General features: G+C 73.9%; 24 protein-coding genes. 21 read left to right on the forward strand and 3 right to left on the reverse strand.

The window, feature by feature from the left end:
- Nucleotides 1-20: 20 nt before the first annotated feature.
- Both BDZ31_RS20310 and BDZ31_RS20315 read right to left on the reverse strand, forming a co-directional pair.
- Nucleotides 21-1994, reverse strand: a complete 1974-nt coding sequence (locus tag BDZ31_RS20310; RefSeq protein WP_183344555.1) for an SDR family oxidoreductase — start codon at nucleotides 1992-1994, stop codon at nucleotides 21-23.
- A gap of 147 nt (nucleotides 1995-2141) precedes the next feature.
- A complete protein-coding gene (locus BDZ31_RS20315; protein WP_183344557.1) occupies nucleotides 2142-2438 on the reverse strand; it encodes a hypothetical protein in 297 nt (98 codons plus the stop codon).
- A 91-nt stretch (nucleotides 2439-2529) separates the two neighbouring features.
- Here BDZ31_RS20315 and BDZ31_RS20320 point away from each other — a divergent pair, with 91 nt between their 5' ends.
- The 14 genes from BDZ31_RS20320 (at nucleotide 2530) to pdxH (ending at nucleotide 16681) form a co-directional block, all read left to right on the forward strand.
- Nucleotides 2530-4467, forward strand: a complete 1938-nt coding sequence (locus BDZ31_RS20320; protein ID WP_183344559.1) for an ABC-F family ATP-binding cassette domain-containing protein — start codon at nucleotides 2530-2532, stop codon at nucleotides 4465-4467.
- Nucleotides 4468-4577: 110 nt separating this feature from the next.
- On the forward strand, nucleotides 4578-5537 hold the full coding sequence (locus BDZ31_RS20325) for a sugar phosphate isomerase/epimerase family protein (protein WP_183344561.1): 960 nt from the start codon (nucleotides 4578-4580) through the stop codon (nucleotides 5535-5537).
- Between the two features lie 16 nt (nucleotides 5538-5553).
- Nucleotides 5554-6261, forward strand: a complete 708-nt coding sequence (gene phoU, locus BDZ31_RS20330) for a phosphate signaling complex protein PhoU (protein ID WP_183344563.1) — start codon at nucleotides 5554-5556, stop codon at nucleotides 6259-6261.
- 113 nt (nucleotides 6262-6374) lie between these two features.
- On the forward strand, nucleotides 6375-7226 hold the full coding sequence (locus BDZ31_RS20335) for a response regulator transcription factor (RefSeq protein WP_183344565.1): 852 nt from the start codon (nucleotides 6375-6377) through the stop codon (nucleotides 7224-7226).
- A gap of 8 nt (nucleotides 7227-7234) precedes the next feature.
- Entirely contained in the window at nucleotides 7235-7588 is a 354-nt protein-coding gene (locus BDZ31_RS20340) for a hypothetical protein (RefSeq protein ID WP_183344567.1), read from the forward strand.
- Nucleotides 7589-7643: 55 nt separating this feature from the next.
- Nucleotides 7644-8405, forward strand: coding sequence for a DUF6597 domain-containing transcriptional factor (locus BDZ31_RS26110; protein WP_221243211.1), 762 nt, complete (start codon nucleotides 7644-7646; stop codon nucleotides 8403-8405).
- 223 nt (nucleotides 8406-8628) lie between these two features.
- On the forward strand, nucleotides 8629-8967 hold the full coding sequence (locus BDZ31_RS20350) for a pilus assembly protein (RefSeq protein ID WP_183344569.1): 339 nt from the start codon (nucleotides 8629-8631) through the stop codon (nucleotides 8965-8967).
- Entirely contained in the window at nucleotides 8964-9398 is a 435-nt protein-coding gene (locus tag BDZ31_RS20355) for a pilus assembly protein (protein ID WP_183344570.1), read from the forward strand. The genes BDZ31_RS20350 and BDZ31_RS20355 overlap by 4 nt, the downstream gene beginning before the upstream one ends.
- Nucleotides 9395-10318 (forward strand): hypothetical protein, encoded by a 924-nt coding sequence (locus tag BDZ31_RS20360; protein WP_183344573.1) that lies wholly within the window; start codon nucleotides 9395-9397, stop codon nucleotides 10316-10318. The genes BDZ31_RS20355 and BDZ31_RS20360 overlap by 4 nt, the downstream gene beginning before the upstream one ends.
- 119 nt (nucleotides 10319-10437) lie before the next feature.
- The gene (locus tag BDZ31_RS20365) at nucleotides 10438-11331 is read left to right on the forward strand and encodes a hypothetical protein (RefSeq protein ID WP_183344575.1); all 894 of its coding nucleotides are present in this window, start codon (nucleotides 10438-10440) and stop codon (nucleotides 11329-11331) included.
- A gap of 126 nt (nucleotides 11332-11457) precedes the next feature.
- Nucleotides 11458-12891: a transglycosylase SLT domain-containing protein gene (locus tag BDZ31_RS20370; protein ID WP_183344577.1), complete on the forward strand. Its 1434-nt coding sequence runs from the start codon at nucleotides 11458-11460 to the stop codon at nucleotides 12889-12891.
- A gap of 139 nt (nucleotides 12892-13030) precedes the next feature.
- The gene (gene uvrC, locus BDZ31_RS20375) at nucleotides 13031-14974 is read left to right on the forward strand and encodes an excinuclease ABC subunit UvrC (RefSeq protein WP_183344579.1); all 1944 of its coding nucleotides are present in this window, start codon (nucleotides 13031-13033) and stop codon (nucleotides 14972-14974) included.
- Between the two features lie 69 nt (nucleotides 14975-15043).
- Nucleotides 15044-16012, forward strand: coding sequence for an RNase adapter RapZ (gene rapZ / locus BDZ31_RS20380; RefSeq protein ID WP_183344581.1), 969 nt, complete (start codon nucleotides 15044-15046; stop codon nucleotides 16010-16012).
- A gap of 60 nt (nucleotides 16013-16072) precedes the next feature.
- Entirely contained in the window at nucleotides 16073-16681 is a 609-nt protein-coding gene (gene pdxH, locus BDZ31_RS20385; protein WP_183344583.1) for a pyridoxamine 5'-phosphate oxidase, read from the forward strand.
- 106 nt (nucleotides 16682-16787) lie between these two features.
- Here the strand turns inward: pdxH and BDZ31_RS20390 are convergent, their stop codons facing one another.
- On the reverse strand, nucleotides 16788-17450 hold the full coding sequence (locus tag BDZ31_RS20390) for a pyridoxamine 5'-phosphate oxidase family protein (protein ID WP_183344585.1): 663 nt from the start codon (nucleotides 17448-17450) through the stop codon (nucleotides 16788-16790).
- Nucleotides 17451-17517: 67 nt separating this feature from the next.
- Between BDZ31_RS20390 and BDZ31_RS20395 the strand changes: the two genes are divergently transcribed.
- The 7 genes from BDZ31_RS20395 (at nucleotide 17518) to BDZ31_RS20425 (ending at nucleotide 26105) form a co-directional block, all read left to right on the forward strand.
- Nucleotides 17518-19176 carry an aminotransferase-like domain-containing protein gene (locus BDZ31_RS20395; protein WP_221243212.1) on the forward strand — a complete coding sequence of 553 codons (1659 nt, stop codon included), beginning with the start codon at nucleotides 17518-17520 and terminating at the stop codon, nucleotides 19174-19176.
- Between the two features lie 80 nt (nucleotides 19177-19256).
- Nucleotides 19257-20261, forward strand: a complete 1005-nt coding sequence (gene gap, locus BDZ31_RS20400; RefSeq protein WP_183344589.1) for a type I glyceraldehyde-3-phosphate dehydrogenase — start codon at nucleotides 19257-19259, stop codon at nucleotides 20259-20261.
- Nucleotides 20258-21427, forward strand: coding sequence for a phosphoglycerate kinase (locus BDZ31_RS20405; RefSeq protein WP_183344591.1), 1170 nt, complete (start codon nucleotides 20258-20260; stop codon nucleotides 21425-21427). The genes gap and BDZ31_RS20405 overlap by 4 nt, the downstream gene beginning before the upstream one ends.
- On the forward strand, nucleotides 21424-22188 hold the full coding sequence (gene tpiA, locus BDZ31_RS20410; protein ID WP_183344593.1) for a triose-phosphate isomerase: 765 nt from the start codon (nucleotides 21424-21426) through the stop codon (nucleotides 22186-22188). Before BDZ31_RS20405 ends, tpiA begins: the two co-directional genes overlap by 4 nt.
- Nucleotides 22189-22211: 23 nt before the next feature.
- The gene (gene gpmI, locus BDZ31_RS20415; RefSeq protein ID WP_425492748.1) at nucleotides 22212-23804 is read left to right on the forward strand and encodes a 2,3-bisphosphoglycerate-independent phosphoglycerate mutase; all 1593 of its coding nucleotides are present in this window, start codon (nucleotides 22212-22214) and stop codon (nucleotides 23802-23804) included.
- Between the two features lie 2 nt (nucleotides 23805-23806).
- A complete protein-coding gene (locus tag BDZ31_RS20420) occupies nucleotides 23807-25483 on the forward strand; it encodes a DEAD/DEAH box helicase (protein WP_183344597.1) in 1677 nt (558 codons plus the stop codon).
- A 142-nt stretch (nucleotides 25484-25625) separates the two neighbouring features.
- A complete protein-coding gene (locus tag BDZ31_RS20425) occupies nucleotides 25626-26105 on the forward strand; it encodes a MarR family winged helix-turn-helix transcriptional regulator (RefSeq protein ID WP_343075647.1) in 480 nt (159 codons plus the stop codon).
- Nucleotides 26106-26220 lie beyond the last annotated feature (115 nt).

Below are 26220 nucleotides of genomic sequence, written 5' to 3' on the forward strand. Positions count from 1 at the left end.
GCCGCCGCCGGTCGCGCCGCTCACCAGTGCACGCCCTTCATCAGGTGGGCGAGCGCGACCTGCTCGGTCGAGGCGTGCTCGGCCGGGTCGACGGCGCCCTTCGCCGCGGCCGAGTCGGGGAAGACCTTGTAGGCCATGTGCAGGATCTGGTCGACCGCCTTCGGCGCGAGCGCGTAGGCGACCTCCCCGAAGGTTCCCAGGCGGGTGTTGATCTGCTTCGGCTTGGAGCGGATCGCCTCGCAGATCAGGTCGGCCGCCTCGTCGGGCGAGATCGTCGGAAACGAGTCGTAGATTCTCGTCGGCGCGATCATCGCCGTGCGCACGAGCGGCATGTGGATCGTCGTGAAGGAGACGTTGTCGCCGATCGTCTCCGACCCGACGACGCGCGTGAAGGCGTCGAGCGCCGCCTTGGAGGCGACGTAGGCGGAGAAGCGCGGCGGGTTGGTCTGCACGCCGATCGAGGAGACGTTGACGATGTGGCCGCTTCTGCGCTCCCGCATGTGCGGCAGCAACTGGATGATCAGCTTGATCGTGCCGAGGTAGTTGAGCTGGATCGTCCGCTCGAAGTCGTGGAAGCGGTCGTAGCTGAGCGCGATCGAGCGGCGGATCGAGCGGCCGGCGTTGTTGACGAGGATGTCGACCGCCGGATGGTCGGCGAAGATCCGTTCGGTCAGCTGCTCGATCGAGGCGGTGTCGGAGAGGTCGGCGGTGTAGACGTAGGCGGTCCCGCCGAGCGCCTCGATCTCGCGCTTGGTCTCCTCGAGCTTGTCGGCGCTGCGCGCGACCAGCAGCGGGATCCCGCCGGCGCGGGCGATCTTCAGCGCGGCGGCGCGGCCGATGCCGCTGGAGGCGCCGGTGATGATCGCCGTCTTGCCGTTGACGGCGCCCTCGAACGAGTGGTCTCTGAAGAGATCGGGGTCGAGGTTGCGCTCCCAGTAGTCCCACAGCTTCGTCGCGTACGACGACAGCGGCGGCACCTCGATCCCGGTGCCCTCCAGCGCCCGCTCGGTGTCGCGCGTGTCGAACTGGGCGGCGAGCGCGATGTGGTCGACGATCTCGTCGGGGATGCCGTAGTCGGCGAGCAGGCTTCTGCGCACGCCCCGCGCCGCCGGCAGCTTCATCAGCATCGACAGCGTCCCCTTCGGCAGCGCGGCCGTCAGCCGACGGTCGATCCGCAGCGCGAGCTGCGGGGCGTGCGCGGCGCGCGCGAACTCGTTCATCGCCTCGCCGGAGCGCTGCGGGCGCGGGTCGGCGAGGTGGAAGGCCTGACCGTCGAGTCCGGGCTGGTGGGCGATGTGGTCCATCGCCGCGGCGACGTAGTCGACCGGCACGAGGTTCGTGTAGCCGAGCTCGGGGCCGATCAGCGGGAACCACTGCGGCAGCAGGCTGCGCAGCTTCTGAATCGCCTTGAAGAAGTAGTAGGGCCCGTCGATCTTGTCCATCACGCCCGTCTGCGAGTGGCCGACGACGATCGCGGGGCGGTAGACGCGCCACGGACCGCTGGTCTGCGTCCGCGCGATCCGCTCCGACTCGAACTTCGTGCGGTGGTAGGGGTGGTCGAGCTTCTGCCCCTCGTCGAACATGTCCTCGCGGAAGAGGCCCTTGTAGCTGCCGGCCGCCGCTATCGAGGAGACGTGGTGGAAGGTCCCGGCGCCGATCGCGTTGGAGAGCTCGACGGCATGGCGCGTGCCCTCGACGTTGGCGACCCGGTTGGCCTCCTCGTCGGCGGTCATGTCGTAGATCGCGGCGAGGTGGAAGAAGTGGTCGACCTGCTGCTCGCGCAGCGCCTCGACCTCGCGCTCGCCGAGGCCCAGCAGCGGCAGCATCAGGTCGCCGACGACCGGCTTGACGCGCGGCTCCGCGCCCCAGCGGGCGTTCAGCGCGTCGACCGATCCGGCCCGCACCAGCACGTACACGTCGCCGTCGCGTTCGAGCAGGCGCTCGACGAGATGGCGGCCGATGAAACCGGTCGCGCCGGTCACGAAGTAGGTCATTCCGCTCCTCCCACGGTCTCCGGCCAACCCTATACCCGCGAATCGGGCGAGGGGGACGGAACCCGGTGGAACGAGAAACGCCCCGGCGGACCGGGGCGTCGATGGCGCTGCTGGAGGGCTGCCCGCCGGAGCGGGAGGGGGCTGGGGCTACCAGCCGCCCTTCCACTCGCCGTTCTTGGCGCGGGCCTTGACGGCCGCCTTGCGCGCGTCTCTGCGCTTGTCGAGCTTCCACTGGAGCATGCTGAGGACGAAGATCAGCAGCGGGAAGAAGGCGATGACGGCGAAGCCGAAGTTCGTGACGACTCTGTCGGTCGTCTCGCCGTAGGTGCCCTCGCCGGAGACACCGCCGTGGTCGATCCCCGCGAGCGCAACCGGAGCGCTCAGCAGGAGGACGAGGCTCGTCGCGACGAGCGTGGTGAGCAGGCGTGTGGTCTTGTGCCGCATGAGGGGGCGAACAATAACGAAAGGCAGGACGAAGGCGCCCCGCCCCGACGGCGCCGCTCGTCCGCTCGCGGACACCTACCATGGGACCGGTATGGCCGTCGTGATCGCATCCGACGTCGGCAAGGACGTCGCCGGCTCGCCGCTCGTCCGCGGCGTCTCCTTCAAGCTCGAGCGCAGAGACCGGATGACCCTGTCCGGCCGCAACGGCGCGGGCAAGACGACGCTGCTGCGGATGATCGCCGGCCAGGCGTCGATCGACGTCGGCGAGATGAGCTACCAGAAGGGCGCGAAGATCGCGCTCCACGACCAGCGCCCGCCGCGCGAGCAGCACGTGTCGCTGCGCGAGTACGTCCTCTCCGGCGCGAGCGAGATCGTCGCCGTCGAGGAGGAGCTCAAGCGCCTCGAGCAGCGGATGGCCGACGGCGACTACGAGGAGGCGACGCTCAACGCCTACGCTCGCGCCCAGGCACGGCTGGAGCACTTCGGCGGCTACCGCTGGCGCGACCGGGCCTCCTCGATGCTGCACGGCCTCGGCTTCAAGGACGCCGACCTCGACCGCGAGCTGTCGACCTTCTCCGGCGGCCAGCTGACGCGCGGCTCGCTGGCGCGGGCGCTCGCCGGCGCCCCCGACCTGCTGCTGCTGGACGAGCCGACCAACCACCTCGACATCGAGTCGCTGGAGTGGCTGGAGCAGTACCTCGTCACGATGGACGCGGCGATCGTGCTGGTCGCCCACGACCGCTGGTTCCTCGAGTCGGTCGGCACCGCCGTGCTGGAGCTGGAGGGCGGCCGCTCGCGCTTCTTCGCCGGCCCGTGGCACAAGTGGCGCCAGGAGCAGGCGGCGCGCGAGCTGGCGCTCGGCCGCGCGATCGACAAGCAGCAGGCCGAGATCGCCCGCCTGGAGAAGTTCGTCGAGCGCTTCCGCGCGAAGGCGACGAAGGCGAGACAGGCGCAGTCGCGCGTGAAGCGGCTGGAGAGAATCGAGCGGATCGAGCGCGACCCGCGCGACAGAGAGGGCCTGTCGTTCCAGTTCCAGAGATCGGAGCGGGCCGGCCGCGTCATCTTCGAGCTGGAGGACGGCCGCATCGAGGTCCCCGGCAAGGTGCTGCTGGAGAAGGCCGAGCTGTGGCTGGAGCGCGGCGAGCACGTCGCGCTCGTCGGGCCCAACGGCACCGGCAAGACGACGCTGATCGACACGCTCGCGGGCGAGCGACCGCTGTCCGCCGGCAAGCTCCGCACCGGCCACAACATCAGACTCGGCTACCTCTCCCAGCACGCCGAGAACCTCGGCACGGGCGGGACGGTGCTGGAGGCGGCGCAGCGCGCGACCAGACTGACGCCGAACAAGGCGCGCGCGCTGCTCGGCCGCTTCCTCTTCTCCGGCGAGGAGGCGCAGAAGCCGCTCGACGGCCTCTCCGGCGGCGAGCGCCAGCGGCTGTCGCTGGCGATCCTCGTCAACTCGGGCGCGAACGTGCTGATCCTCGACGAGCCGACCAACCACCTCGACGTCGAGAGCCGCGAGGCGCTCGAGGACGCGCTGCGGGCGTTCGACGGCTCGCTCCTGCTCGTCTCCCACGATCGCGCGCTGCTCGACGCGGTCGGCACGCGCACGATCGCGATCGAGGACGGCAGACTGAACTCCTACGAGGGCGGCTGGGCCGACTACCTGCGCGTGCGCGAGGAGCGCAGAGCGGCCGAGCTGGCGGCGAAGAACGGCAGACCGGCGGCATCCGGGAAGAAGGCCGCGGCGTCGAGGGGCTCCGGCTCGGGGAAGGGCGCCGGCAAGGGCAAGCCGCCGAAGGCGCTGCCGCAGCAGCCGGCCCGCTCCAAGAACCAGCAGCGCGAGGCGCAGAAGCTCGAGAAGGAGATCGAGAAGGCCGAGGCGGCGCTGGCGGCGCTCGAGGACGAGCTGGCCGATCCGTCGGCGTGGGCCGACCCGGACGCCTCGGCGAGATCGAGCGAGCGCCACGCGGCCGCAAGACGGGCGGTCGAGGAGCTGTACGCGCGCTACGAGCGCGTCGCCGGCTGACCCGCTCCGGGCAGCGGACGGGCCTTCGGGGCAGGCTCGTTCACCTCGCCGTCACACGTTCGTCACATCCGCGACACACCGGCGCGTCCTCGCGCCCGTACCGTCGCGCCATGAGCGACGTCGCGATCCAGCGCCACCGCGAGCGGGCCTCCGAGCCGCTCGGCGGCGTCGCCCGGCTCGGCGGCCGCCTCGGCCTCGACGTGCCGCGCGAGGGGTGGCCGACCGCGCCCGGGCTGAAGCGGCTGGAGGCGTGCGGCTACGGCTGGGTCCAGCTGCACGCGCCGCCGGTCGAGATGCTCGCCGACCCGGTCAGCGTCCGCCGGCATGCCGACTGCCTGCGGGCCGTCCTCGCGCCGACGAGCCTCCGCGTCGTCCTGCACGCGCCCGACGACCTGCGGCTCGGCATGCCGCCGCACGACCGCGCCTTCGAGGGGCTGCTCGACTGCGCCGTCCGGGTCGCGGCGAACATCGTCGTCTGCCACGCCGGCTGCTTCCCGCTCGCCGAGGGCGTCGCCGCCGACCGCGTCGAGGACCGCCGGCTGGCCGAGGAGCGGTCGCTGCGCCGCGCCGCCGCGCGCGCCGAGCGCGTCGGGGTCGCGATCGCCGTCGAGAACCTCGCTCCCGCGTATCCGGTCCCGCCGGCGCGGCGCGAGCTGGCGCACTCCGTCACCTGGGTGCACGAGCTGGTGCGGCGGCTCGACTCGCCGGCGGTCGGGCTCGCGCTCGACCTCGGCCACGCCCACCTGACCGCCCAGCTCGACGCGGAAGCGCGCGACCGGCGCGACGGCGGCTCGCTGACGGAGGCGGTCGCGGCGGCGCTCGACGAGGTCGTCCTCTTCCACGTGCACGACAACCTCGGCGCGCGCAGGGGGCCGGGGACGCCGCCCGGGATCGTGCCGCTGCGGCTCGACCTCCATCTGCCGCCCGGCCGCGGCACGCTGCCCTGGCGTGCGCTGGCGCCGCTGCTGCGCACGCACGACGCTCCGCTGCTGATGGAGATCGCGACCTCGCACCGACCCGACCCGCTGCGGCTCGCGACCGTCAGCGCGGAGCTGCTGACGCGCAGCTGAGGCCGAAAGGAGGACCATGGCCGTGTACATGGTCCAGCCACGGCAGGAGTACCTCGAGCAGCTCGCGCAGATCGAGCGGCAGACGTTGACCGGCCTCGACCTCGTCGTCGACGCGCTCGACCGCGCGCTGGTCGCGCTGCGCGAGCACGACGTCGAGCTGGCGAGCGCCGTCGTCGCCGACGACGACAGCATCGACACCCGCTACGTGGAGACCCACCAGGCGATCCTGTCGCTGCTGGCGCTGCAGGCGCCGGTCGCCGGCGACCTGCGCGTCGTCGCGGCGCTGCTGCACGTGATCCGGCACGTCGAGCGGATGGGCGACCAGTGCGTCACGGTCGCCAAGCTCGTGCCGCTCGACGACGTCGCGCCGGCCCGCGACGCGCAGCTGCTCGACCGGATCGCGCGGATGGGCGCGCTCGTGCGCGGCCAGGTGCTGCAGGCGCAGCGCGCGTTCGGTGAGCGCGACCACGCACTCGCCCAGGAGCTGGTGACGCTCGATCGCGAGGTCAACGCGCTCAACCGCGAGATCTTCACGCGCGCGGTCGAGATCGGAGACGACCCGGAGCGGCGGGAGTGGGCGATGCACATGGCGCTCGTCGCCCGCTGCCTGGAGCGGATCGGCGACAACGCGGTCGACGTCGGCGAGCAGACCGCCTTCGTCGTGACCGGCCGCTTCCGCGAGTTCTCCGACGCCTCGCAGGCGCCCGCCCCGCGCCCCGAGTGACGGGCCGCTCCGCCGCGCTGGCCGCGGGGCCTCGCGGCAGTTGTGAACGACCTGTTAACGCAGCCGGCGGGACGCTCCCGCCGTCGGCGGAGGGCTTTAGACTTCGACCCACCATGACGACGGCACACACCGCGGGTGCGACCTCCAATCACGACGAGTCGCACGCCTCGGGGTCGCGGACGGCCCCGCTCCGGCTGGCCATCATCGATGGCGACAGCGGTTTCCTCCAAGTGGTCGAGAAGCGCGTGCGGGCGCGCGGCTGGCAGCAGACGGTGCTCGGCGGCGCCGTGCCGGTCGAAGAGCTCGTCTCGATGCGGCTCGGCGCGCTCGTGATCGACCTCGCCGTGCTCGGCGCTCCGGGGTGGGCGTACCTCGAGCAGGTCTGCGCCGCGCTGCCGGCGCTGCCGGTGATCGTCTGCACCGGCCCCTCGACCGTCGCGCAGCGGGTTCGCGCGCTGCGGACCGGCGCCGACGACTGGCTCGGCAAGCCGTGCCACCCGGAGGAGCTGGTCGCCCGCATCGAGGCGATCGTGCGCCGCGGGCGGCTCGCCGCCCCGCCGGTCGAGCGCCCGGTCGTCGAGGCCGGCGAGATCGCGATCCGGCCCGACCAGTTCCAGGCGTTCGTCGGCACCCGCAGCCTCGACCTGACGCGGCGCGAGTTCGAGCTGATCCGCCTGCTCGCCGGCAACGCCGGCCAGGTGCTGGAGCGCGAGACGATCTACCAGCGCGTGTGGGGCTACGCGATGGCCCACGGCGACCGCTCCGTCGACGTCTTCGTGCGCAAGCTGCGCCAGAAGCTGGAGCGCGCCTCGCCGCAGTGGCGCTACATCCACACGCACTTCGGCGTCGGCTACCGCTTCGCGCCTGAGCCGATCGAGCAGCCCGACGCGATCGGCTCGACCGACGCGCCGGAGGAGACCGCCGGCGACGCGCTCGGCGACCTGCGCGAACGTGTGCTGCAATAGACGGTGAGATGAACCAGACCGTCCGCAACGTCGTCATCATCCTCGCGCTCGCCGCGGCGGTGGCGGTGGTCCCGGGCGGCAGCAACGCGAGCGACGCGATCCTGCAGACGCTCGTCGTGGTGATGCTCGGCGCGCTCGCCTATCTGGCGGTCCGCCTCTACCGCGAGCGGAAGAGCGACCTCTACGGCCTCGGCGACCGCAACCGCGCGATCCTCTACGGCTCTGCCGGAATGGGCACGATCGCGCTCGTCGGCACCGATCGGATGTGGGACACCGGGGCCGGTTCGATCGCGTGGCTGGCGCTGATCGCACTCGCCTGCTTCGGGGTCTATCACGTCTACCGCAGAGCTCGCGAGTACTGACGCCGGCACCGCGCCCGCCGCGGATCGCCAGCCCCCTGGCGGCGCGACTTCGGGCGTGCCGGTCTCGACCTATCGCGAGCTGCCGCCGCGACCGCAGCTCGCCGGGCTGCTGGCATGCACGTGGAGCCAGCACGTCAGCCGGCCGCACCGCCAGCGGATCGTGCCCGACGGCTGCGTCGACCTGATCTGGCTCGCCGACCGCGAGCTGGTCGTCGCGGGACCCGCGACCGGACCGGCACGCTCCGACCTGCCGGCCGGCTCGACGACCGTCGGCGTGCGCTGGCGGCCGGGGACGGGCGCGCCGGCGCTCGGACTGCCGCTCGACGCCCTGCTCGACGTGACGGTCCCGCTCTCGGAGCTGTGGGGCCGCGATGCCGCCGACGCGCTCGCCGAGCGCGTCGCGGGCGCCCCGCCCGGCGCGCGCGCCGAGCTGCTGCAGGACGTCGTCGCGGTGCGCGCGGCCGCCGGCGGGCCGGTCGACCGGCTCGTCACGGCCGCGTGCCGGGCCGCTGCCTGGGATGCGCTGGCCGGCCGGACGCTCGGCGTGCGCGCGCTCGCCGACGGGCTCGGCGTCAGCGAGCGCCAGCTGCTGCGCCGCTTCCGCACGGCCGTCGGGTACGGCCCGCGCACGCTCGCGCGCGTCCTGCGCTTCCAGCGCTTCCTCGCCGGCATCTGGGAGCCGTCCGGCGCGACCGCGGAGGGCGTCGAGCTGGGGCGGCTCGCGGCCGACGCGGGCTACGCCGACCAGTCGCACCTCGTGCGCGACTGCCGCCGGCTCGCCGGCGCCACCCCGTCGCAGCTGCTCGCGGGCGGCTGAGCGCGGGTTGGCGCGCGGCTGTGCGCGGGTTCACGTCCGGCGCGCGTCCGTCCCGCGCGGCTTGCCCGTCGTCGTCCCAGACGAGCGGCGCCGGCGGTGGCGCGGCACGCGGGCGCGGCGCCGGATGCTGCGGCCGTCGGCGGCGGAGTCGCCGCCGCGGCTGCGCAGATTCGTCGCGAACGCGTCTCGATCCGCGACAGCGGTCGGAGCGAAGGTGAGCCGCATGTCCGCTCTCAGCTCCGACGACGGTCAGGCGACCGTCGAGCTCATCGCCCTCCTCCCGCTCCTCTGCCTGCTCGCCGCCGCGCTGTGGCAGATCACGCTCGCCGGCGGGGCCGTCTGGTTCGCGAACGGCGCCGCACGGGCGGCCGCGCGGGCCGAGGCCGTCGGCGGCGACGCGAGCGCCGCCGCCCGCGGCGCGCTGCCGGCGCGCTTCGAGCGCGGCCTGCGCGTTCGCGCGCGCGACGGCGGCGTCGCTCTCGACGTCGCGGTCCCGGCGCTGCTGGGCGGCGGCACGCTCACGACGGTGACCGCCCGCGCCCGCTTCGAGGCGCAGCGATGACCGCGCGCACACGCGCGAGCGCCGCCGCCCAGGATTCGCGCTGGCGTGCAGCGCGGGTCGGCACGGTCGCCGCGCCGACACGGCGGTGGGCGGGCCGCCTCCGCGGCGACGCCGGCCAGTCGGTCGTCGAGCTCGTCGCGCTGCTGCCGCTGTATGCCGCCGTCGCGATCGGCATCCTGCAGGCGCTCGCCGCCGGCGCGGCGGGGGAGCTCGCCGGCCACGCGGCGCAGTCGGCCGCGGTCGCGCTCGCACAGGGGAGAGACGGGGCCGCGGCGGCGCGCGGCGCGCTGCCCGGCTGGGCGCGCGACCGAATCGAGGTGCGGGTGGCGAGAACGCGGGTGACGGTCGTCGTGACCCCGCCGTCGCTGCTCCCCGGCCTCGGCAAGCGGCTGCGCACGACGGCGAGCGCAGACGCGGGACCGGCGACATGAGCGTCTCGCTGCCGAGCTCAGGCCGGCTCCTCGCCGGCGCGTCGCTGACGCTGCCGGAGGAGCCGGCCGCGACGGTCGCGACGGTCTTCGCACCGACGGTCGCGATCCTCTGCGAGCCGACGCGCGATCGCGCGCTCGCCTCGGCCGTCGCGCTCGCACTCGCCGACGCCTGCGGGAGCCCGTGCGCGCTCGCGGCGGCGGCGGGACGCGGGACGGTCGCGGCGCTGCCGCTGACGCCGGCGGCGCGTCGCGGCGCCGCGCTGCTGCGCCGGCGCGGCTACGACGCCGCGGGCGTGGGCCGGCTGGCGTGGGTCGCGGATCTGCGCGTGTCACGACGCGCGGGGTCGGCGGGCGCGGGGCCCGACGACTGTGTCGACCCATGTGCGTCGGCGCGAGCGGTCGGGTCGGCGGGCGCGGGGCCCGACGACCCGCGTACGTCGGCGCGAACAGCGCGGTCGTCGAGCGCGGAGCGCGCCGGCTCGGCAGAGCTGCGCGCGTCCCTGCGGGCGCGGGCCGGGGGATCGGCGGGCGCCGAGTCCGCCGACCGCCCCGCGGCCGATCCGGTCGACCCGCTCGGCGACGATCCGGTCGGCGCGGTCGCGGCGATCTCGCTGGAGCTGGCAGGGGCGGCGCGGGCGCTGTCGGTGCCGGCCGCGCTCGCGATCCCGCTGGCTCGCTCGTCGGCGCTCGACCGCGTGCTCGGCTGGCATGACGCGATCGTCGTGGTGGAGGACGGACGGTCGACGACGCCGGAGCTGAGCGAGCTCGTGCGCGAGAGCCTCGCCGCGCTCGACCGGCCGGTCGCCCCGATGGCGCCGCCGTCGCGCGCCCAGGCGCGCGCGGCCGCCGCCGGCATTCGCGCGCCGTCCGCGGCGGCACGGGCGATCGCGGAGCTGGAGCTGGCGCGCGCTCGGTCATGACGGCATCCGCGCGCCGTCCGCGGCGGCACGGGCGATCGCGGAGCTGGAGCTGGCGCGCGCTCGGCCATGACGTCCGAAACGTTCAAGTCACGCCGGACGCGATCCGCGAAGATCGGACGATGCCCTCGCCGATCGACCTCACCGCCGCCGCCGACTTCGTCTGGCGCAGCGCCCGGCTGCTCGACCGCCACCGCTTCGCCGCCCTGACGGGATCCGCCGGCGACGAGCCGGTCATTGCGGCGCTGCGTGCGTACCAGAACGCCGACGGCGGCTTCGGAAACGCGCTCGAGCCCGACCTGCGCGCGCCGGTCAGCCAGCCGCAGCCGGTCGAGCTGGCCTTCCACGTGCTCGACGAGCTCGGCGCCCTCGACGACCCGATCGCCGCGCGCGCCTGTGACTGGCTGCTTTCGGTCTCGACGGCGGAGGGCGGCGTCCCGTTCATGCTCCCGTCGGCGCGGGCGTGGCCGCGCGCGCCGTGGTGGGAGACGAGCGACGAGCCGGCGGCGTCGGTCAACCCGACCGCCGCGCTCGCCGGGCTGCTGCACCGCAACGGCGTCGAGCATCCGTGGCTGGAGCCGGCGACGGCGTTCGTCTGGAAGGCGCTCGACGGGCCGCTCGACGAGCTCGGCGGCTACGACGCGATCGCGCTGTTCGTCTTCCTCGACGGCGTCCCTGACCGCGCGCGGGCCGAGACCGCCGCCGCGCGCCTGAGCGAGCTGGTCGCGGACCGCGAGATCGTCGCGCTCGACCCGGCTGCCGAGGGCCACGTCTTCTCGCCGCTCCAGCTCGCGCCGAGACCGGACGCGCTCGGGCGGCGCGGCTTCTCGGACGAGACGATCGACCGCCACCTCGACGCGCTCGCGGCGAGCCAGCAGGAGGACGGCGGCTGGCCGGTCTCGTGGCCGACCCAGAGCGTCGCCGCCGAGCAGGAGTGGCGCGGCTGGCTGACCGTCTCCGTGCTGCGCACGCTCGCCGCCTACGGCCGCGTCTCGCTCGCCGCCGCCCGCGGCTGACCCGCGCGGCGACCACACCCTGCCGAGCGGCCGGGCATCTCCGACGCTCGGTCTGAGCAGTCGCTGCGCAGAGACGCAGCGAATGCGTCTGGTTTCGGCACAGCGGCCGCTGGGAGGGTGGAGCGCATGTCCGCCCGCCTCCTCGACCGCTCCGCGCCGGCACCGCCCGGCGTGCGGCGGCGCGGGCGCGCGGTGCGGCTGGGGGTGAACCGCGGGTGCGCGTTGCAGATCGCCGACGAGCGCGGGCGCGCGGTGCGGCTGGGGGACGAACGCGGGCAGGCGCTGCTGCTGCTCGTGGGCGCGATCGCGGCAGTGCTGATCGGGACGGTCGTGATCGGTGCGATCGCGCGCGGCATCGGCGAGCGCGGCAGCAACCAGCGCGCCGCCGACCTCGGCGCGCTCGGCGGCGCGCGGGCGATGCGGGCCGACTACGCGCGGCTGTTCGCGCCGCCGCTGCTCGGCGGCGCACCGAATCCGGCCCACCTCGATCGCGCCACCTACCTCGCGCGGGCGCGGGCACGGGCCGAGAAGACGGCCCGCATGAACGGCGCCGAGGCGATCGAGATCGCCTTCCCCGACGGCGGCTCGTTCGCGCCGACGCGCATCCGGGTCACGGTTCGCGACCCGGCCGTCGTCGAGGTCGGTCGGCAGCGGCGGACGGCCGCGGTCGACGCCACCGCGGAGGCCGAGCTGGCCGCCACCGCCGCGGCCGACGCGCTCGAGGCGGGACCGGGCGACTACGCCGGGCCGCTCGCTCATCGGCAAGGAAAGCCGATGCGACCCGACGTCGCCGCGGCCTTCGACCGGATGGCGGCAGCGGCGGCGCGTGACGGGATCCAGCTGATCGTCAACAGCGGCTGGCGCAGCACCGCGGAGCAGGCGCGGCTGTTCGCCGCCAACCCCGACCCGAGATGGGTCGCGCCGCCCGGCAAGTCGCTCCACCGCCTCGGGACCGAGCTCGACCTCGGCCCGCCGAGCGCCTACGCCTGGCTGGCGGCGAACGCTCCCACTTTCCATTTCGTGAAGCGCTACAGCTGGGAACCTTGGCATTTCGGCTTCACGCTCAACGCCGGCACGACCTCGGTCGGCTACGGCGGCGGGGGAGACGGGCGCTCGACGATGCCGTCGTTCGTGCCGGCCGCCTATGCGCCGGCGATCGCGAGAGCGGCGCAGCGGTGGAACGTCTCGGCGGCGCTGCTGGCGGCGCAGCTGTACGCCGAGAGCGGCTTCAACCCCTTCGCCGTCTCCTCGGCCGGCGCGCAGGGGATCGCGCAGTTCATGCCGGGGACGGCGCGGCAGTACGGCTTGAGCGACCCGTTCGACGCGCCGGCCGCGATCGACGCGCAGGGGCGGATGATGCGCGACCTGCTGCGGCAGTTCGGCACCGTCCCGCTCGCGCTCGCCGCGTACAACGCGGGACCCGGCGCGGTCTCCGGCTGCGGCTGCATCCCGCCGTACCCGGAGACGCAGGCGTACGTGGCGCGGATCCTCGGCCTGCTGCGGGGCGCGGGCGACACGGCCGGCCTCGCCGCCGGCCTGGAGGTGCGGCTCGTGAGATGAGGGCGGCCTTCCCGCCGCGATCCCACCCGGACGCGCCGCCGCGGCACGGGCCCGCCGCTTCGCACGGGCCCGCCGCTTCGCACGGCCCGCCGCGTCGCGCGAGCCGGCGGCCCGGCCTCACCTATCCTCGACGGGAGGCATGGCCGACGGCAGCAGCAACGGAAACGGATGGGACGACCCGCAGGCGCGGGAGAGCGCCGCGCAGGCGGCGAGAGCGCGTGACGAGCGGCTGAGAGAGCAGCGGCGGGCGCTGCCCGACCAGCCCGGCGTCTACCTCTTCCGCAACGCGAAGGGGACCGTCATCTACGTCGGCAAGGCGAAGTCGATCAAGAAGCGGGTCGCGTCGCACTTCTCCAACCCGAGCACGCAGGCCGGGCGCGACCTGCTGCCGATGATCGACCGGATCGAGTCGCTGGTCGTCGCGACCGAGGCGGAGGCGCTGCTGGCGGAGCAGAACTTCATCAAGCAGTACAAGCCGCGCTTCAACATCCGCCTGCGCGACGACAAGTCGTATCCGTACATCGGCATCTCGCTCGACGAGGACTACCCGCGCGTCTACTTCACGCGGGAGCGCCATCGCCGCGAGCGCGCCTACTTCGGGCCGTACTCGAACGCGAAGCGGGTGCGGGAGACACTCGACCTGCTCGGCAAGATCTTCATGTTCCGGACCTGCGACGGGCCGACCCCCGGCCGGCGCAGCGGCTCGCCCTGCCTCGACTACTACATCAAGCGCTGCGAGGCGCCCTGCGTCGGCTACGTCACCAGAGACGAGTACCGCGTCGCGATCGACGGCGTGATCGACTTCCTCTCCGGCCGCTACAACGCGATCGAGTCGGCGATCGAGGCGAACATGCGCGAGGCCGCCGCCGAGCAGCGGTTCGAGGACGCCGCGCGCGAGCGCAACCGCCTCAGAGCGATCCGCTCGCTGCTGGAGCGCCAGCGGGTCACCAACGCCTCGGTCGGGACGCTCGACGCGATCGCGATCGCCGTCGAGGGCCACGACGCCAACGCGCAGGTCTTCCAGGTCCGCGACGGCGTCCTCTCCGACCGCCAGGGCTTCTATCTCGAGAACGAGGCGGGCGACGACGTCGCCGCCGTCGCCGAGGCGTTCGTCCTCCAGTACTACGGCAGCGCGCTGATGATCCCGCCGCTGCTCGTCGTGCAGAGAGAGGTCGGCGAGTCCGCGTCCGCGATCGCCGCGGCGCTCGCCGAGCGGCGCGGCGGGCCGGTCGAGCTGCGCGCCGCCGAGCGCGGCGACAAGAAGCGGATACTCGAGCTGGCCGAGCGCAACGCGAAGCTCGCGCTCGACCAGGAGAGACTGCGCTCCGAGCGCAGACGCCAGCAGCGGGTCGACGCGCTCGAAGGGCTCCAGAAGGTGCTCGGCCTCGACACGATCCCGCTGCGGATCGAGTGCTTCGACATCTCGCACGTCGGCGGCACCCACACGGTCGCGTCGATGGTCGTCTTCGAGGCCGGCGCCGCCAAGAAGTCCGACTACCGCCGCTTCACCCTGCGCGAAGGGACCGAGGGCGTGCCGGACGACTTCGCCTCGATGGAGGAGGTGCTGACGCGCCGCCTCGGCCAGTACGAGCGCCAGCACGACCGCTCTCCGCACGACGAGGGCTACGACTCCAGCTTCGCGTCGCTGCCGAACGTCGTCGTGATCGACGGCGGCAAGGGGCAGCTGTCGGCCGGCATGCGCGCGCTCGAGGGCTTCCGCCGCCGCGGCGTCGCGATCGTCTCGCTGGCGAAGAGAATCGAGGAGGTCTTCCTGCCCGGCAGATCGACCCCGATCGTGCTGCCGCACGACACGCCCGAGCTGCAGCTGCTCCAGCGGATCCGCGACGAGGCCCACCGCTTCGCGATCACACATCACCGCGTCCGCCGCGACAGAGCGATGACGGTCTCGGTGCTCGACACGCTGCCCGGCGTCGGGCCGGCGCGCAAGCGGGCGCTGCTGAAGCACTTCGGCTCGCCGGAGGCCTTCCTCGCCGCCACGCGAGAGGAGCTCGAGGCGGTCCCCGGGCTGCCCGGCAAGGTCGCCCGCGACCTCTACCTGCAGATCAACAAGACCGGCCACTGACATGGGGTTCGGAGACGACATCAACGGGACGTTCACGCCCCCGTCGGCCGGAACAGGCATCATGGGGTCATGAGCGCCTCCCGGCCGAACCGGCTCGGGGATCGTCTGCGTCGGGGCGGACGTCGCCTGGCGGCCGCGCCCGAGCATGCGGATTCCCGCAGCCCCGCGCTGAACGACCTCGTCGTCATCACCGGCTTCTCCGGTGCCGGCAAGTCGACCGCCATGGCGGCCTTCGAGGACGAGGGCTACTTCTGCGTCGACAACCTGCCGCCGGAGATGATCCGCTCGCTCGCCGAGCTGTTCATGCACGAGGGCTCGAAGGTCGAGCGCGCCGCCGTCGTCTCCGACGCCCGCGGCGGCAGCTACTTCGCCGGCCTCGTCGCGGTGCTCGGCGAGCTGGAGCGGGCCGGCGTCGCCTACAGACTGCTGTTCCTCGAAGCCGACGAGCAGACGCTGCTGACCCGCTACCAGGAGACGCGCCGCCGCCATCCGCTCGCGCCGGGCGGCAGCGTCGCCGACGGCATCGCGCGCGAGCGCGAGCTGCTGGAGCCGGTGAAGGAGCGGGCCGACGTCGTGATCGAGACGACCGGGCTCAACGCGGGGATGCTGCGGCGCAAGCTCGCCGACGCGCTGCTGCCGACGCGCACGCCGGGGCGGCTCGCCGTCACGGTCCAGAGCTTCGGCTTCAAGCACGGGCCGGCGCGCGACGCCGACCTGATGTTCGACGTCCGCTTCCTGCCCAACCCGCACTACGAGGCCGACCTGCGCCCGCTGACCGGTCGCGACCCGGACGTCGCCGCCTACGTCAACCGCGACGGCGCGCTCGACGCCTTCTACGAGCACCTCTTCCCGCTGCTCGACTACCTGCTGCCGCAGTACGTCGCCGAGGGCAAGTCCCACCTCACCGTCGCGATCGGCTGCACCGGCGGCCGCCATCGCTCGGTCGCGATCGCCGAGCAGCTCGCGAGACGGTACCGCGAGGAGGGCGACTACCTCGTCGAGCTGACCCACCGCGACGTCGAGCGGCCGACGCGCTGAGCCGCTGACGGCTGGGGCGCCGGCTCGGCGCCCGCGGACGGCCTCTGCGACGATGCGCCGATGACGCGCGCGCTCGACGACTCCGATCTGCTCGACGACCCGATCGAGCTGTTCCGCCGCTGGTTCGACGAGGCGGCGCGGACCGGCATGCCGCAGGTCAACGCGATGACGCTCGCGACCGTCGACGCCGCCGGCCGTCCCTCCGCCCGCACCGTGCTGCTGAAGGGCGTCGACGACCGCGGCTTCCAGTTCTTCACCAACTACGAGAGCCGCAAGGCCGGCGAGCTGGCCGCCAACCCGCACGCCGCGCTCGTCTTCCTGTGGATACCGCTGGAGCGGCAGGTGCGGATCGCCGGCGACGTCGTGAGACTGCCCGCCGAGGAGTCCGACGCCTACTTCGCGACCCGTCCGCGCGGCAGCCAGGTCGGCGCCTGGGCGTCGGAGCAGAGCCGGCCGATAGCGGAGCGCGACGAGCTCGAACGGCGTTGGCAGGAGCTGGAGGAGCGCTACGGGCACGGCCGCGTGCCGCGCCCGGAGCACTGGGGCGGCTACCTCGTCGTGCCGCGCGAGATCGAGTTCTGGCAGGGCCGCGAGAACCGCCTCCACGACCGCTTCGCCTACACGCCCGCGATCGGCGGCGGCTGGCAGCGGACGCGGCTGCAGCCGTAGCGGCGGCGGCCGGCTCACGGCGGCGGCGACTCGCAGCGGACGCGGCTGCAGCCGTGGCGGAGCGGCGCCCGCGCCGGCGGCCGGCTCCGCGCCCGACCGCGCGTGCCTAGAGGCCCCGCTCGGCCGCCCAGCCGGCGACGGCGGGGGAGGGGGCGATCCCGTCGGCGAGCCGCTCGTCGGGCACGGGCGGTCCGGCCCGCAGCGCCAGCGGGACGACGCCGGCCCATGTGTCGAGCGCGTAGTCCTCCTCGTCATCGACCGGGCCGCCGCTGCGGACCTTCGCCGTCGCCTCGTGCAGTTCCATCGCGAGCACGCGCGTCGCCTTCAGCTCCTGCGCGCTCGGTGTGCGGATCTCCGCCCAGCGGCCGGGGATCAGCTTCTCCGTGAACGCCTCCAGCGCGGCGGCGCGCTCGTCGGGGCCCTCGACGAGCACCGCGTCGCCGAGCACGACGACCGAGCGGTAGTTCATCGAGTGGTGCATCGCCGAGCGGGCGAGCACGAGCCCGTCGACGAGCGTCGTCGTCAGGCAGGCCGGGACGCCGGCGGCCAGCGTGCGCACGAGGCGGCTCGCCGTCGACCCGTGCAGGTAGACGCGGTCGCCGAGGCGCGCGTGGAGCATCGGGATCACGAACGGCTGGCCGTCGACGGCGAAGCCGACGTGGGAGACGAGCGACTCGTCGAGGATCGCGTCGATCGTCTCGCGGTCGTGGCGGCCCCGCTTCGGGATGCGTCTGACGCGTGAGCGGGCGGTCGGTTGCGCTGCGGGCATGACGACCACGGTAGGCCGACTTGGCCCGCTGAACCAGGGCCAAAGATGCGCGAGAATGTGGGGCCAAATGGATCTGCTGCTCGATCTCGACGGCGCGCCCGGCGGCACGCTCCGCCGCCGCGCCGAGCACGCGCTGCGCGAGGCGGTCCGCTCGGGACGCCTGCCCGCCGGCACGCGCCTGCCGGCGACGCGCACGCTCGCCGCCCAGCTCGGCGTCTCGCGCGGCGTCGTCGTCGACGCCTACGCGCAGCTCGCCGCCGAGGGGTACCTCGTGACGCGGCGCGGCGGCGGGACGACGGTCGCGGAAGGGGCGGCGGCGGGCGGTGCGGCGATCGGCGGTGCGGTGGCGGGCGGTCGCGCGGCGGCGGCCGGCCGCGCGGCGGCAGGCGGCGCAGCGATCGGCGGCGCGGTGGCGGGCGGCGCGGCGGCGGGCGGCGGCGCGGCCGTGGACGGCGCGGCGCGGGCTGTGCCGGCTCCGATCCCCGCGACCGACGACGACCCGCCGCTGCGCCACGACCTGCGGCCGGCGCTGCCGGCGCTCGCCGGCTTCCCGCGGCGGGCATGGCTGGCGGCGCTCGGACGGGCGGTGCGGACGCTCCCGGACGCGCGGCTCGGCTATCCGCATCCGGCCGGCGCGCCGGAGCTGCGCACGACGCTCGCCGCCTACCTCGGCCGCGTCCGCGGCGTCCGCGCCGAGCCCGAGCGGATCGTCGTCACCGGCGGCTTCCGCCAGGGGCTCGGCCTGCTGTGGGAGGCGCTCGCCGAGCAGGGCGCGCGGCGGGTCGCGCTCGAGCGGCCCGGCTGGCGCGGCTGGCACCAGACGGCCGCCGCCGCCGGTTTGGAGACCGTCCCGCTGCTGGTCGACGACGACGGCGCGGTCGTCGACGCGCTGGTCGGGCGCGGCGCGGGTGGCGGTGGTCGAATCGGCGACCGCCGCGACGCGGGCGCCGGCGGCGGAGGCGGCGACCGACGTGCCGCGTGCGCCGGCGGCCGAGTCGGCGACCGACGTGCCGCGGGCGCCGGGGCGCTCGACGCGCTCGCGCTCGACGCGGTCGGACTGTCGCCTGCGCACCAGTACCCGACGGGCGCCGTGCTGTCGCCCGAGCGGCGCAGCGCGGTGGTCGCGTGGGCGCAGCGCACCGGCGGGCTGATCGTCGAGGACGACTACGACGCCGAGTTCCGCTACGACCGCCAGCCGATCGGCTCGCTGCAGGGGCTGGCGCCCGACGTCGTCGTCTACGGCGGCACCGCCAGCAAGACGCTCGCGCCGGCCGTCCGGCTCGGCTGGCTGGTGCTGCCGCCGGCGCTGGTCGAGCCGGTCACGCGGATCCAGCGGCGGGTCGGCGGCGCGCCGGCGCCGCTCGACCAGCTCGCGCTCGCCGACCTGATCGCGCGCGGCGAGCTCGACCGCCATCTGCGGCGCGAGCGGCGCCGCTACCGCCGCCAGCGCGCCGCGCTGCTGGCCGCGCTCGCGCGCGAGCTGCCGGAGGTCGAGGTGCGCGGCGCCGCGGCCGGCCTCCACGCGGTTCTGCGGCTGCCGCCGGGGCTCGACGAGCGCGCGGTGGTCGCGGCGGCGCGCGAGCGCGGCGTCGGGCTGCAGGGGCTCGGCCATGGGCCGCCGGCGCTGCTGGTCGGCTACGCCAACGTCGGCGAGCACGCGATCGACGCCGCCGTCGCGGCGCTGGCCGACGCCGTCGGGAGGACCGGTCGCGGCGGGGTCCGCTGATACCCTTCGCGCCCCGTCGGGTAGCTATCGCCCCGGCCTCCTCTCTGCAATTTCTGTTGCCAACGGAAGGACTCGCACGCATGCCGCTTCGGGTTGGGATCAACGGCTTCGGCCGGATCGGCCGGAACGTCTTCCGGGCTGCCCAGGAGCAGGGCGCCGACATCGAGTTCGTTGCGGTCAACGACCTCACGGACACCAAGACGCTCGCCCACCTCCTCAAGTACGACTCGATCCTCGGCCCGTTCCCGGGCACGGTCAAGGAGGTCGAGGGCGGCATCGAGGTCGACGGCAAGGTCGTCAAGGTGCTCGCCGAGCGCGACCCGGGCGCCCTCCCGTGGGGCGAGCTCGGTGTCGACGTCGTGATCGAGTCGACCGGCCTCTTCACCAAGAGAGCCGACGCCGCCAAGCACCTCGCCGGCGGCGCGAAGAAGGTCCTGATCTCCGCGCCGGCGACCGAGCCCGACGCGACCGTCGCCCTCGGCGTCAACTTCGACGAGGTCTACGACAAGGACAAGCACGACGTCGTCTCCAACGCGTCCTGCACGACGAACTGCCTCGCGCCGGTCGCCAAGGTGCTCCACGACGCGATCGGCATCGAGCACGGCCTGATGACGACGATCCACGCCTACACGGCCGATCAGCGCCTCCAGGACCTGCCGCACAAGGATCTCCGCCGCGCTCGCGCCGCCGCCGTCAACCTGATCCCGGCCTCGACCGGCGCCGCCAAGGCGATCGGCCTCGTGATCCCGGAGCTGAACGGCAAGCTGAACGGCTTCGCGGTGCGCGCCCCCGTCCCGACCGGCTCGGTCGTCGACCTGACCGTCGTGACGAAGCGCGAGACGACGCCGGAGGAGGCCAACGCGGCCCTCAAGGCGGCGGCCGAGAGCGGCCCGCTGAAGGGCATCCTCGCCTACACCGAGGATCCGATCGTCTCGAGCGACATCGTCAAGGACCCGCACTCGTCGATCGTCGACGGGCAGCTGACCTCGGTGCTCGACGGCACGCTGCTGAAGGTCGTCGCCTGGTACGACAACGAGTGGGGCTACTCCAACCGCGTGGTCGACGTCGTCCAGCGCCTGCTGTGAAGACCCTCGACGACCTGAGCGTCGACGGCAAGCGGGTCCTCGTCCGGGTCGACTTCAACGTCCCGCTGAAGGACGGCGAGGTCGCCGACGACACCCGCATCCGCGCCGCCCTGCCGACGCTCACCGAGCTGCTCGGGCAGGGCGCGTCGCTGGTGCTCGTCTCGCACCTGGGCCGTCCGCAGGACCGCGAGCCGGAGTTCTCGCTCCGGCCGGTCGCCGGTCGCCTGTCGGAGCTGCTGGGCCGTGAGGTCCAGCTCGCTCCGGGGGTCGTCGGCGACCAGGTGACGGCGCTCGCGAACAGACTCCAGCCGGGCGACGTGCTGCTGCTGGAGAACGTCCGCTACGAGCCGGGCGAGACGAAGAACGACCCGGATCTCGCCGGTCAGCTCGCCGCGCTCGCCGACGCGTACGTCAACGACGCCTTCGGCGCCGCCCACCGCGCGCATGCCTCGACCGAGGGCGTCGCGCACAAGCTCCCGCACGCCGCCGGGCGGCTGCTGGAGCGCGAGGTGAAGACGCTCACGGCGATCATCGAGGACCCGGCGAAGCCGCTCGTCGCCGTCGTCGGCGGCGCGAAGGTGACCGACAAGATCGCCGTCATCGACCGCTTCCTGCAGGTCGCCGACACGATCCTGATCGGCGGCGCGATGTGCTTCCCGTTCTTCAAGGCCCAGGGCCACGGGGTCGGCTCCTCGCTGTGCGAGGAGGAGGGGATCGCGCCGGCGCGCGACGCGCTCGCGCAGGCGGGCACGGACGGCCGCGCGCAGCTGGAGCTGCCGAGCGACCTCGTCGTCGCCGACCGCTTCGCGGCCGAGGCCGAGCGCAGAACGCTCGACGGGATCGACGTCCCCGACGGCTGGATGGGGCTCGACGTCGGGCCGAAGACCGCGCAGCGCTACGCCGAGGCGATCGCCGGCGCGGGCACCGTCTTCTGGAACGGGCCGATGGGCGCCTTCGAGCTGGAGCCGTTCGCGGCTGGGACGCGCGCGGTCGCCGAGGCGGTCGCCGACGCCCCGGGGACGACGGTCGTCGGCGGCGGGGACTCCGCCGCGGCGATCCAGCAGTTCGGGCTGGCCGAAGGCGTGACGCACCTCTCAACGGGCGGGGGCGCGTCGCTGGAGCTGCTCGAAGGCAAGAAGCTGCCCGGAGTGGAGGCGCTCTCTTGACCGGTTCGCGGACCCCGCTGATCGCGGGCAACTGGAAGATGCACAAGACGATCGCGGAGGCCGAGGAGTTCATCCAGGCGCTGCTGCCGCGCGTCTTCTCCGCCGATGGGATCGACATCGGGATCTGTCCGCCGTTCACCTCGCTGCAGGCGATGGTCGACTCGGCGCGCGGCTCGGCGGTGCGCGTCTACGCGCAGAACATGCACCACGCCGACCAGGGCGCCTTCACCGGCGAGGTCTCGGCGGCGATGCTGAGCGAGCTCGAGGTCCAGGGCACGATCCTCGGCCACTCGGAGCGGCGCGAGCTGTTCGGCGAGACCGACAAGTCGCTGGCGCTGGCCGTGCCGCAGGCGCTGGAGGCCGGCCTGGAGCCGATCCTCTGCGTCGGCGAGACCGAGGCCGAGCGCGAGAGAGGCGACACCGAGCGCAAGCTCCGCCACCAGATCCAGGAGGGGCTCGCGAAGGTCGCCGACGACCGGCTCGCCGACGTCGTGATCGCCTACGAGCCGATCTGGGCGATCGGCACCGGTCTGACCGCCACGCCCGAGCAGGCGCAGGAGGCGTGCGCCTTCGTGCGCGCGCTCGTGGGGCAGCGCTCGCAGGAGGCGGCCGACCGCGTCCGCATCCTCTACGGCGGCTCGATGAAGCCTGAGAACGCCGCCGAGCTGCTCGCGCTGCCCGACGTCGACGGCGGCCTCGTCGGCGGCGCCAGCCTCGACCCGGAGGCGTTCGCCGCGATCGTGGAGGCCGCGTCGGCATGACGCTCCCGCGCGGCGCCCGGAGACTGCCCGCCCCGCGGGCGGCGCTCGTCGTGCTCGACGGGTGGGGGATCGCCCCGCCCGGTCCGGGCAACGCCGTCTCGCTCGCCGAGACGCCGGTCTTCGACGAGCTGTGGGCCGACTACCCGACGACCCAGCTGACCGCGAAGGGCAAGGCCGTCGGCCTCCCCGAGGGGCAGATGGGGAACTCCGAGGTCGGCCACCTCAACCTGGGCGCCGGCACGATCGTGAAGCAGGACCTGACCCGCATCGACGAGGCGGCCGAGGAGGGCACGCTCGCCCAGAGCGAGGTGCTGCGCGCCGCCTTCGAGGCTGGCGCCGCGGAGGGGAGACGGGTCCACCTGATCGGGCTCGTCTCCGAGGGCGGCGTCCACTCGTCGATGAGACACCTGAAGGCGCTGATCGAGCTGGGGGCGTCGCTCGGCGTCTCCGACCTCGTCGTCCACGCCTTCACCGACGGCCGCGACACGCTGCCGAAGGCCGGCGCCGGGTACCTCAGAGAGGTCGAGGGGTGGATGGCGGCCGCCGGCGCGGGCCGGATCGGCTCCGTCATCGGCCGCTACTTCGCGATGGACCGCGACAAGCGCTGGGACCGCGTCCAGCAGGCGTACGACCTGCTCGTCCACGGGATCGGCCAGCACCACGCCGACAGCGGCCCGGCCGCGGTCGAGGCCGCCTACGCGCGCGAGGAGACCGACGAGTTCGTGACCGCCACGACCGTCGGCGGAGAGGCGCGGATCCGCCCCGAGCAGGACTCGGTGATCGGGATCAACTTCCGTCCCGACCGCATGCGCGAGATCACGCTCGCCCTCGCCGACCCGGCGTTCGGCGACGTCGACCGCAGAGGCGCCGCGCCGGTCGCGCGCTACACCTGCATGACCGAGTACAACGAGGACTGGTCCTACCCGGTCGCCTTCCCGCCGGCCCGCCCGACGGTCACGCTGGCGAGCACGCTCGCGCAGGCCGGCGCGACCCAGCTGCACGTCGCGGAGACGGAGAAGTACCCGCACGTCACCTACTTCTTCAACGGCGGCGAGGAGCACCCGTACGACGGCGAGCGGCGCGAGCTGGCGCCCTCGCCGCGCGACGTGCCGACCTACGACCACAAGCCCGAGATGAGCGCGCGCGAGGCGGCGAGGCTGTTCGTCGACGCCTGGCGGGAGGACGAGCCGCGCTTCGGGATCATCAACTTCGCCAACGCCGACATGGTCGGCCACACCGGCGACATCCCGGCCGCGACGAAGGCGGTCGAGACGGTCGACGAATGCCTCGGCGAGGTCGTGCGCGCCGTCCACGAGAGCGGCGGCGTCGTGCTGATCACCGCCGACCACGGCAACGCCGACCACATGCTCGAGCCCGACGGCAGCCCGAACACCGCCCACTCGCTCAACCCGGTCCCGGTGATCGTCACGGTCCCCGGCGTCGACCTGCGCGACGGCGGGATCCTCGCGGACGTCGCGCCGACCCTGCTGAACCTGCTCGGCGTCGAGAAGCCCGAGCAGATGACGGGCACCTCGCTGATCGCGGGATCCTCGCCTGGAGGCTCGGATCCCGTCGGGAGAACTCGCCCTGGGGGCTCGTTCTCCCAGCCGACGTGACGATGGCGTTCAAGCGTCGCCGACCGCTCCCGCCCTGGCCGGAGGCCCGGCCCCTGCGCGATTGGCAGCAGAAGGCGATCGAGGCGCTCGCGACCCACGACGGGGAGGCCTTCCTCGCCTCCGCGACGCCGGCCGCCGGCAAGACGACCTTCGGGCTGCGCGTCGCGTACGAGATGCTCGATCGCGGCGAGGTGCAGCGGGTCGCGATCCTCGCGCCGACCGCGCACATCTGCCGCCAGTGGGCCTCCGACGCCGCCCGCTACGGGATCGACCTCGAGCCCAACCGCCCCAACAGCGAGGGCCCTGAGCCGAGCGACCGCGACGGCGTCGTCGTCACCTACCAGGCGGTCGCGGCCGGCGCGAGGCCGCACCGGCAGGCGTGCAACGCCCGCCGCACGCTGCTGATCGCCGACGAGCCCCACCACATGGGCGAGCACGCCGCCTGGGGCGCGACCGCGATGGACGCCTTCGCGAAGGCCCACAAGCGGCTGCTGCTGTCGGGCACGCCGTTCCGCTCCGACAACTCGCCGATCCCCTGGGTCGAGTACGACGCCGACGGCGTCTCCAGCGCCAGCTACGCCTACTCGTACACGCAGGCGCTGATGGACGGCGTCTGCCGGCCGATCACCTTCCTGCCCTACGACGGCGACATGGAGTGGCAGAGCGACGGCCGCCGTCGGCGCGCCGACTTCTCGATCGTGCTGCCGCGCAACGAGGACGCGCGGCGGCTGCGGACGGCGCTCGACGGCGAGGGCGACTGGATCCGGCGCGTGCTCGTCGACGCCGACGCGAAGCTCGGCGAGATCCGCGCCGGCGACCATCCCGACGCCGGCGGCCTCGTGATCGCGATCGACAAGCAGCACGCGATCCAGCTCGCGGGCCAGCTGGAGAAGATCTCCGGCGAGGCGCCGATGATCGTCACCTCCGACGAGGCCGACGCCTCCCAGCGGATCGCCCGCTACGCCGCCGGCACGAGCCGCTGGATCGTCTCCGTGCTGATGGTCTCCGAGGGCGTCGACATCCCGCGCCTGCGCGTCGGGGTCTACGCGACGACCGCCCGCACCGAGCTGTTCTTCCGCCAGGTCGTCGGCCGCTTCATCCGCCGCTCGCCGAGACCGACGAGACAGATGAGCTACCTGTTCCTGCCGTCGGACATATTGCTCAAGACGCTCGCCTCGCGGATCGAGGAGGAGCGCAACCACGCGATCGAGTTCAAGCCGGGCCTGGAGGAGGGCCAGCTCGACGAGCCGCCCGAGCGGCGTAGAAGCGAGCCCGGCGTCTACGAGGCGCTCTACTCGGACGCCCGCCCGGACGAGCAGATCGCGATCGGCGAGAACATGATGCTGTTCGCCGATCCCGAGCCGGCGAAGGCGAGACCGTCGGCGGCGTTCATGGCCTTCGGCGGCGGGATCGCCGAGACGGTCAAGGCGCAGCCGACCGAGGTCGAGCTGCCGAGCGCGGCCGACGACCCGGAGTCGGCCTACCAGCGGCGCGAGCGGCTGCGCGAGGAGCGCAGCAAGCTGGTCGCGACGCTGGCCCGGCGGGGGAGAGAGGACCATCGCGAGATCAACGCGCGCATCAACCGGTTGGTCGGTGCCCCGTCGGTCGGCAAGTCGACGCTCGACCAGTTGGAGAAGGCCAACGAGCGGCTGCGCAGGGAGGTCGAGCGGGGACGCTAGCCGCCGCGGCGCGGGCCTGCGGCGGCCGGTGCGCCAGGGCGCCTCGCGGCGCTCGAGCACTGACCCGACGTGTCGCCTGACGCTGCTATCGTCGCGAACGAGCGGCGAGTTTCACCGTTTGGAGACAATGGCGACGACCGACGTGACATCGACCGAGCCGGAGGCGGCGCCTCCGCTCTGTCCCGACGAGCTGGCCGCCTGGAAGGGCCTGCTGCGCGTCCACGCGTCGCTGATGAAGGCGCTCGACGCGGAGCTGGAGTCGGCCCACCGCCTGCCGCTCACCTCCTACGAGGTGCTGATCCAGCTCGCCGACGCGCCCGAGCGCAGGATGCGGATGTGCGACCTCGCCGACTCGGTGCTGCTGTCGCGCAGCGGCATGAGCCGCCTCGTCGACCGCCTGGAGCGCGACGGACTGCTGGAACGCGCCGCCTGCGCCAACGACGCGCGCGGCTCGTTCGCCGTCATCACGCCTGCAGGGCTGGAGCTTCTGGACGAGGCTCGCCCGACCCATCACGAGGGCATCCGCAGGCGCTTCCTCGCGCATTTCAGCGAGCAGGAGCTGGAGCAGCTCGGCAGCCTCTGGACGCGCGTGCTCGCGGCCCAGCCCACCTCCTCGCGGTAGTCCGCCGCGCCGACGCGCGCATCACCTCCCGCCGACGCAGCGGTTCGGCCGGGCGCCTTCACCCGCGCGGACGGGGCGAGAGGTCGGCGTGCGCGAACAGGGGTTGAAATCTGAT

The organism is Conexibacter arvalis, assembly GCF_014199525.1.
Classification (GTDB): Bacteria; Actinomycetota; Thermoleophilia; order Solirubrobacterales; family Solirubrobacteraceae; genus Conexibacter; species Conexibacter arvalis.

What these genes read in the sequence shown, in the direction of transcription:
- BDZ31_RS20310 (WP_183344555.1), bottom strand. Translation starts at nt 1,994, where the DNA reads ATGACCTACTTCGTGACCGGCGCGACCGGTTTCATCGGCCGCCATCTC.
- BDZ31_RS20315 (WP_183344557.1), bottom strand. Translation starts at nt 2,438, where the DNA reads ATGCGGCACAAGACCACACGCCTGCTCACCACGCTCGTCGCGACGAGC.
- BDZ31_RS20320 (WP_183344559.1), top strand. Translation starts at nt 2,530, where the DNA reads ATGGCCGTCGTGATCGCATCCGACGTCGGCAAGGACGTCGCCGGCTCG.
- BDZ31_RS20325 (WP_183344561.1), top strand. Translation starts at nt 4,578, where the DNA reads ATGAGCGACGTCGCGATCCAGCGCCACCGCGAGCGGGCCTCCGAGCCG.
- phoU (WP_183344563.1), top strand. Translation starts at nt 5,554, where the DNA reads ATGGCCGTGTACATGGTCCAGCCACGGCAGGAGTACCTCGAGCAGCTC.
- BDZ31_RS20335 (WP_183344565.1), top strand. Translation starts at nt 6,375, where the DNA reads ATGACGACGGCACACACCGCGGGTGCGACCTCCAATCACGACGAGTCG.
- BDZ31_RS20340 (WP_183344567.1), top strand. Translation starts at nt 7,235, where the DNA reads ATGAACCAGACCGTCCGCAACGTCGTCATCATCCTCGCGCTCGCCGCG.
- BDZ31_RS20350 (WP_183344569.1), top strand. Translation starts at nt 8,629, where the DNA reads ATGTCCGCTCTCAGCTCCGACGACGGTCAGGCGACCGTCGAGCTCATC.
- BDZ31_RS20355 (WP_183344570.1), top strand. Translation starts at nt 8,964, where the DNA reads ATGACCGCGCGCACACGCGCGAGCGCCGCCGCCCAGGATTCGCGCTGG.
- BDZ31_RS20360 (WP_183344573.1), top strand. Translation starts at nt 9,395, where the DNA reads ATGAGCGTCTCGCTGCCGAGCTCAGGCCGGCTCCTCGCCGGCGCGTCG.
- BDZ31_RS20365 (WP_183344575.1), top strand. Translation starts at nt 10,438, where the DNA reads ATGCCCTCGCCGATCGACCTCACCGCCGCCGCCGACTTCGTCTGGCGC.
- BDZ31_RS20370 (WP_183344577.1), top strand. Translation starts at nt 11,458, where the DNA reads ATGTCCGCCCGCCTCCTCGACCGCTCCGCGCCGGCACCGCCCGGCGTG.
- uvrC (WP_183344579.1), top strand. Translation starts at nt 13,031, where the DNA reads ATGGCCGACGGCAGCAGCAACGGAAACGGATGGGACGACCCGCAGGCG.
- rapZ (WP_183344581.1), top strand. Translation starts at nt 15,044, where the DNA reads ATGAGCGCCTCCCGGCCGAACCGGCTCGGGGATCGTCTGCGTCGGGGC.
- pdxH (WP_183344583.1), top strand. Translation starts at nt 16,073, where the DNA reads ATGACGCGCGCGCTCGACGACTCCGATCTGCTCGACGACCCGATCGAG.
- BDZ31_RS20390 (WP_183344585.1), bottom strand. Translation starts at nt 17,450, where the DNA reads ATGCCCGCAGCGCAACCGACCGCCCGCTCACGCGTCAGACGCATCCCG.
- BDZ31_RS20395 (WP_221243212.1), top strand. Translation starts at nt 17,518, where the DNA reads ATGGATCTGCTGCTCGATCTCGACGGCGCGCCCGGCGGCACGCTCCGC.
- gap (WP_183344589.1), top strand. Translation starts at nt 19,257, where the DNA reads ATGCCGCTTCGGGTTGGGATCAACGGCTTCGGCCGGATCGGCCGGAAC.
- BDZ31_RS20420 (WP_183344597.1), top strand. Translation starts at nt 23,807, where the DNA reads ATGGCGTTCAAGCGTCGCCGACCGCTCCCGCCCTGGCCGGAGGCCCGG.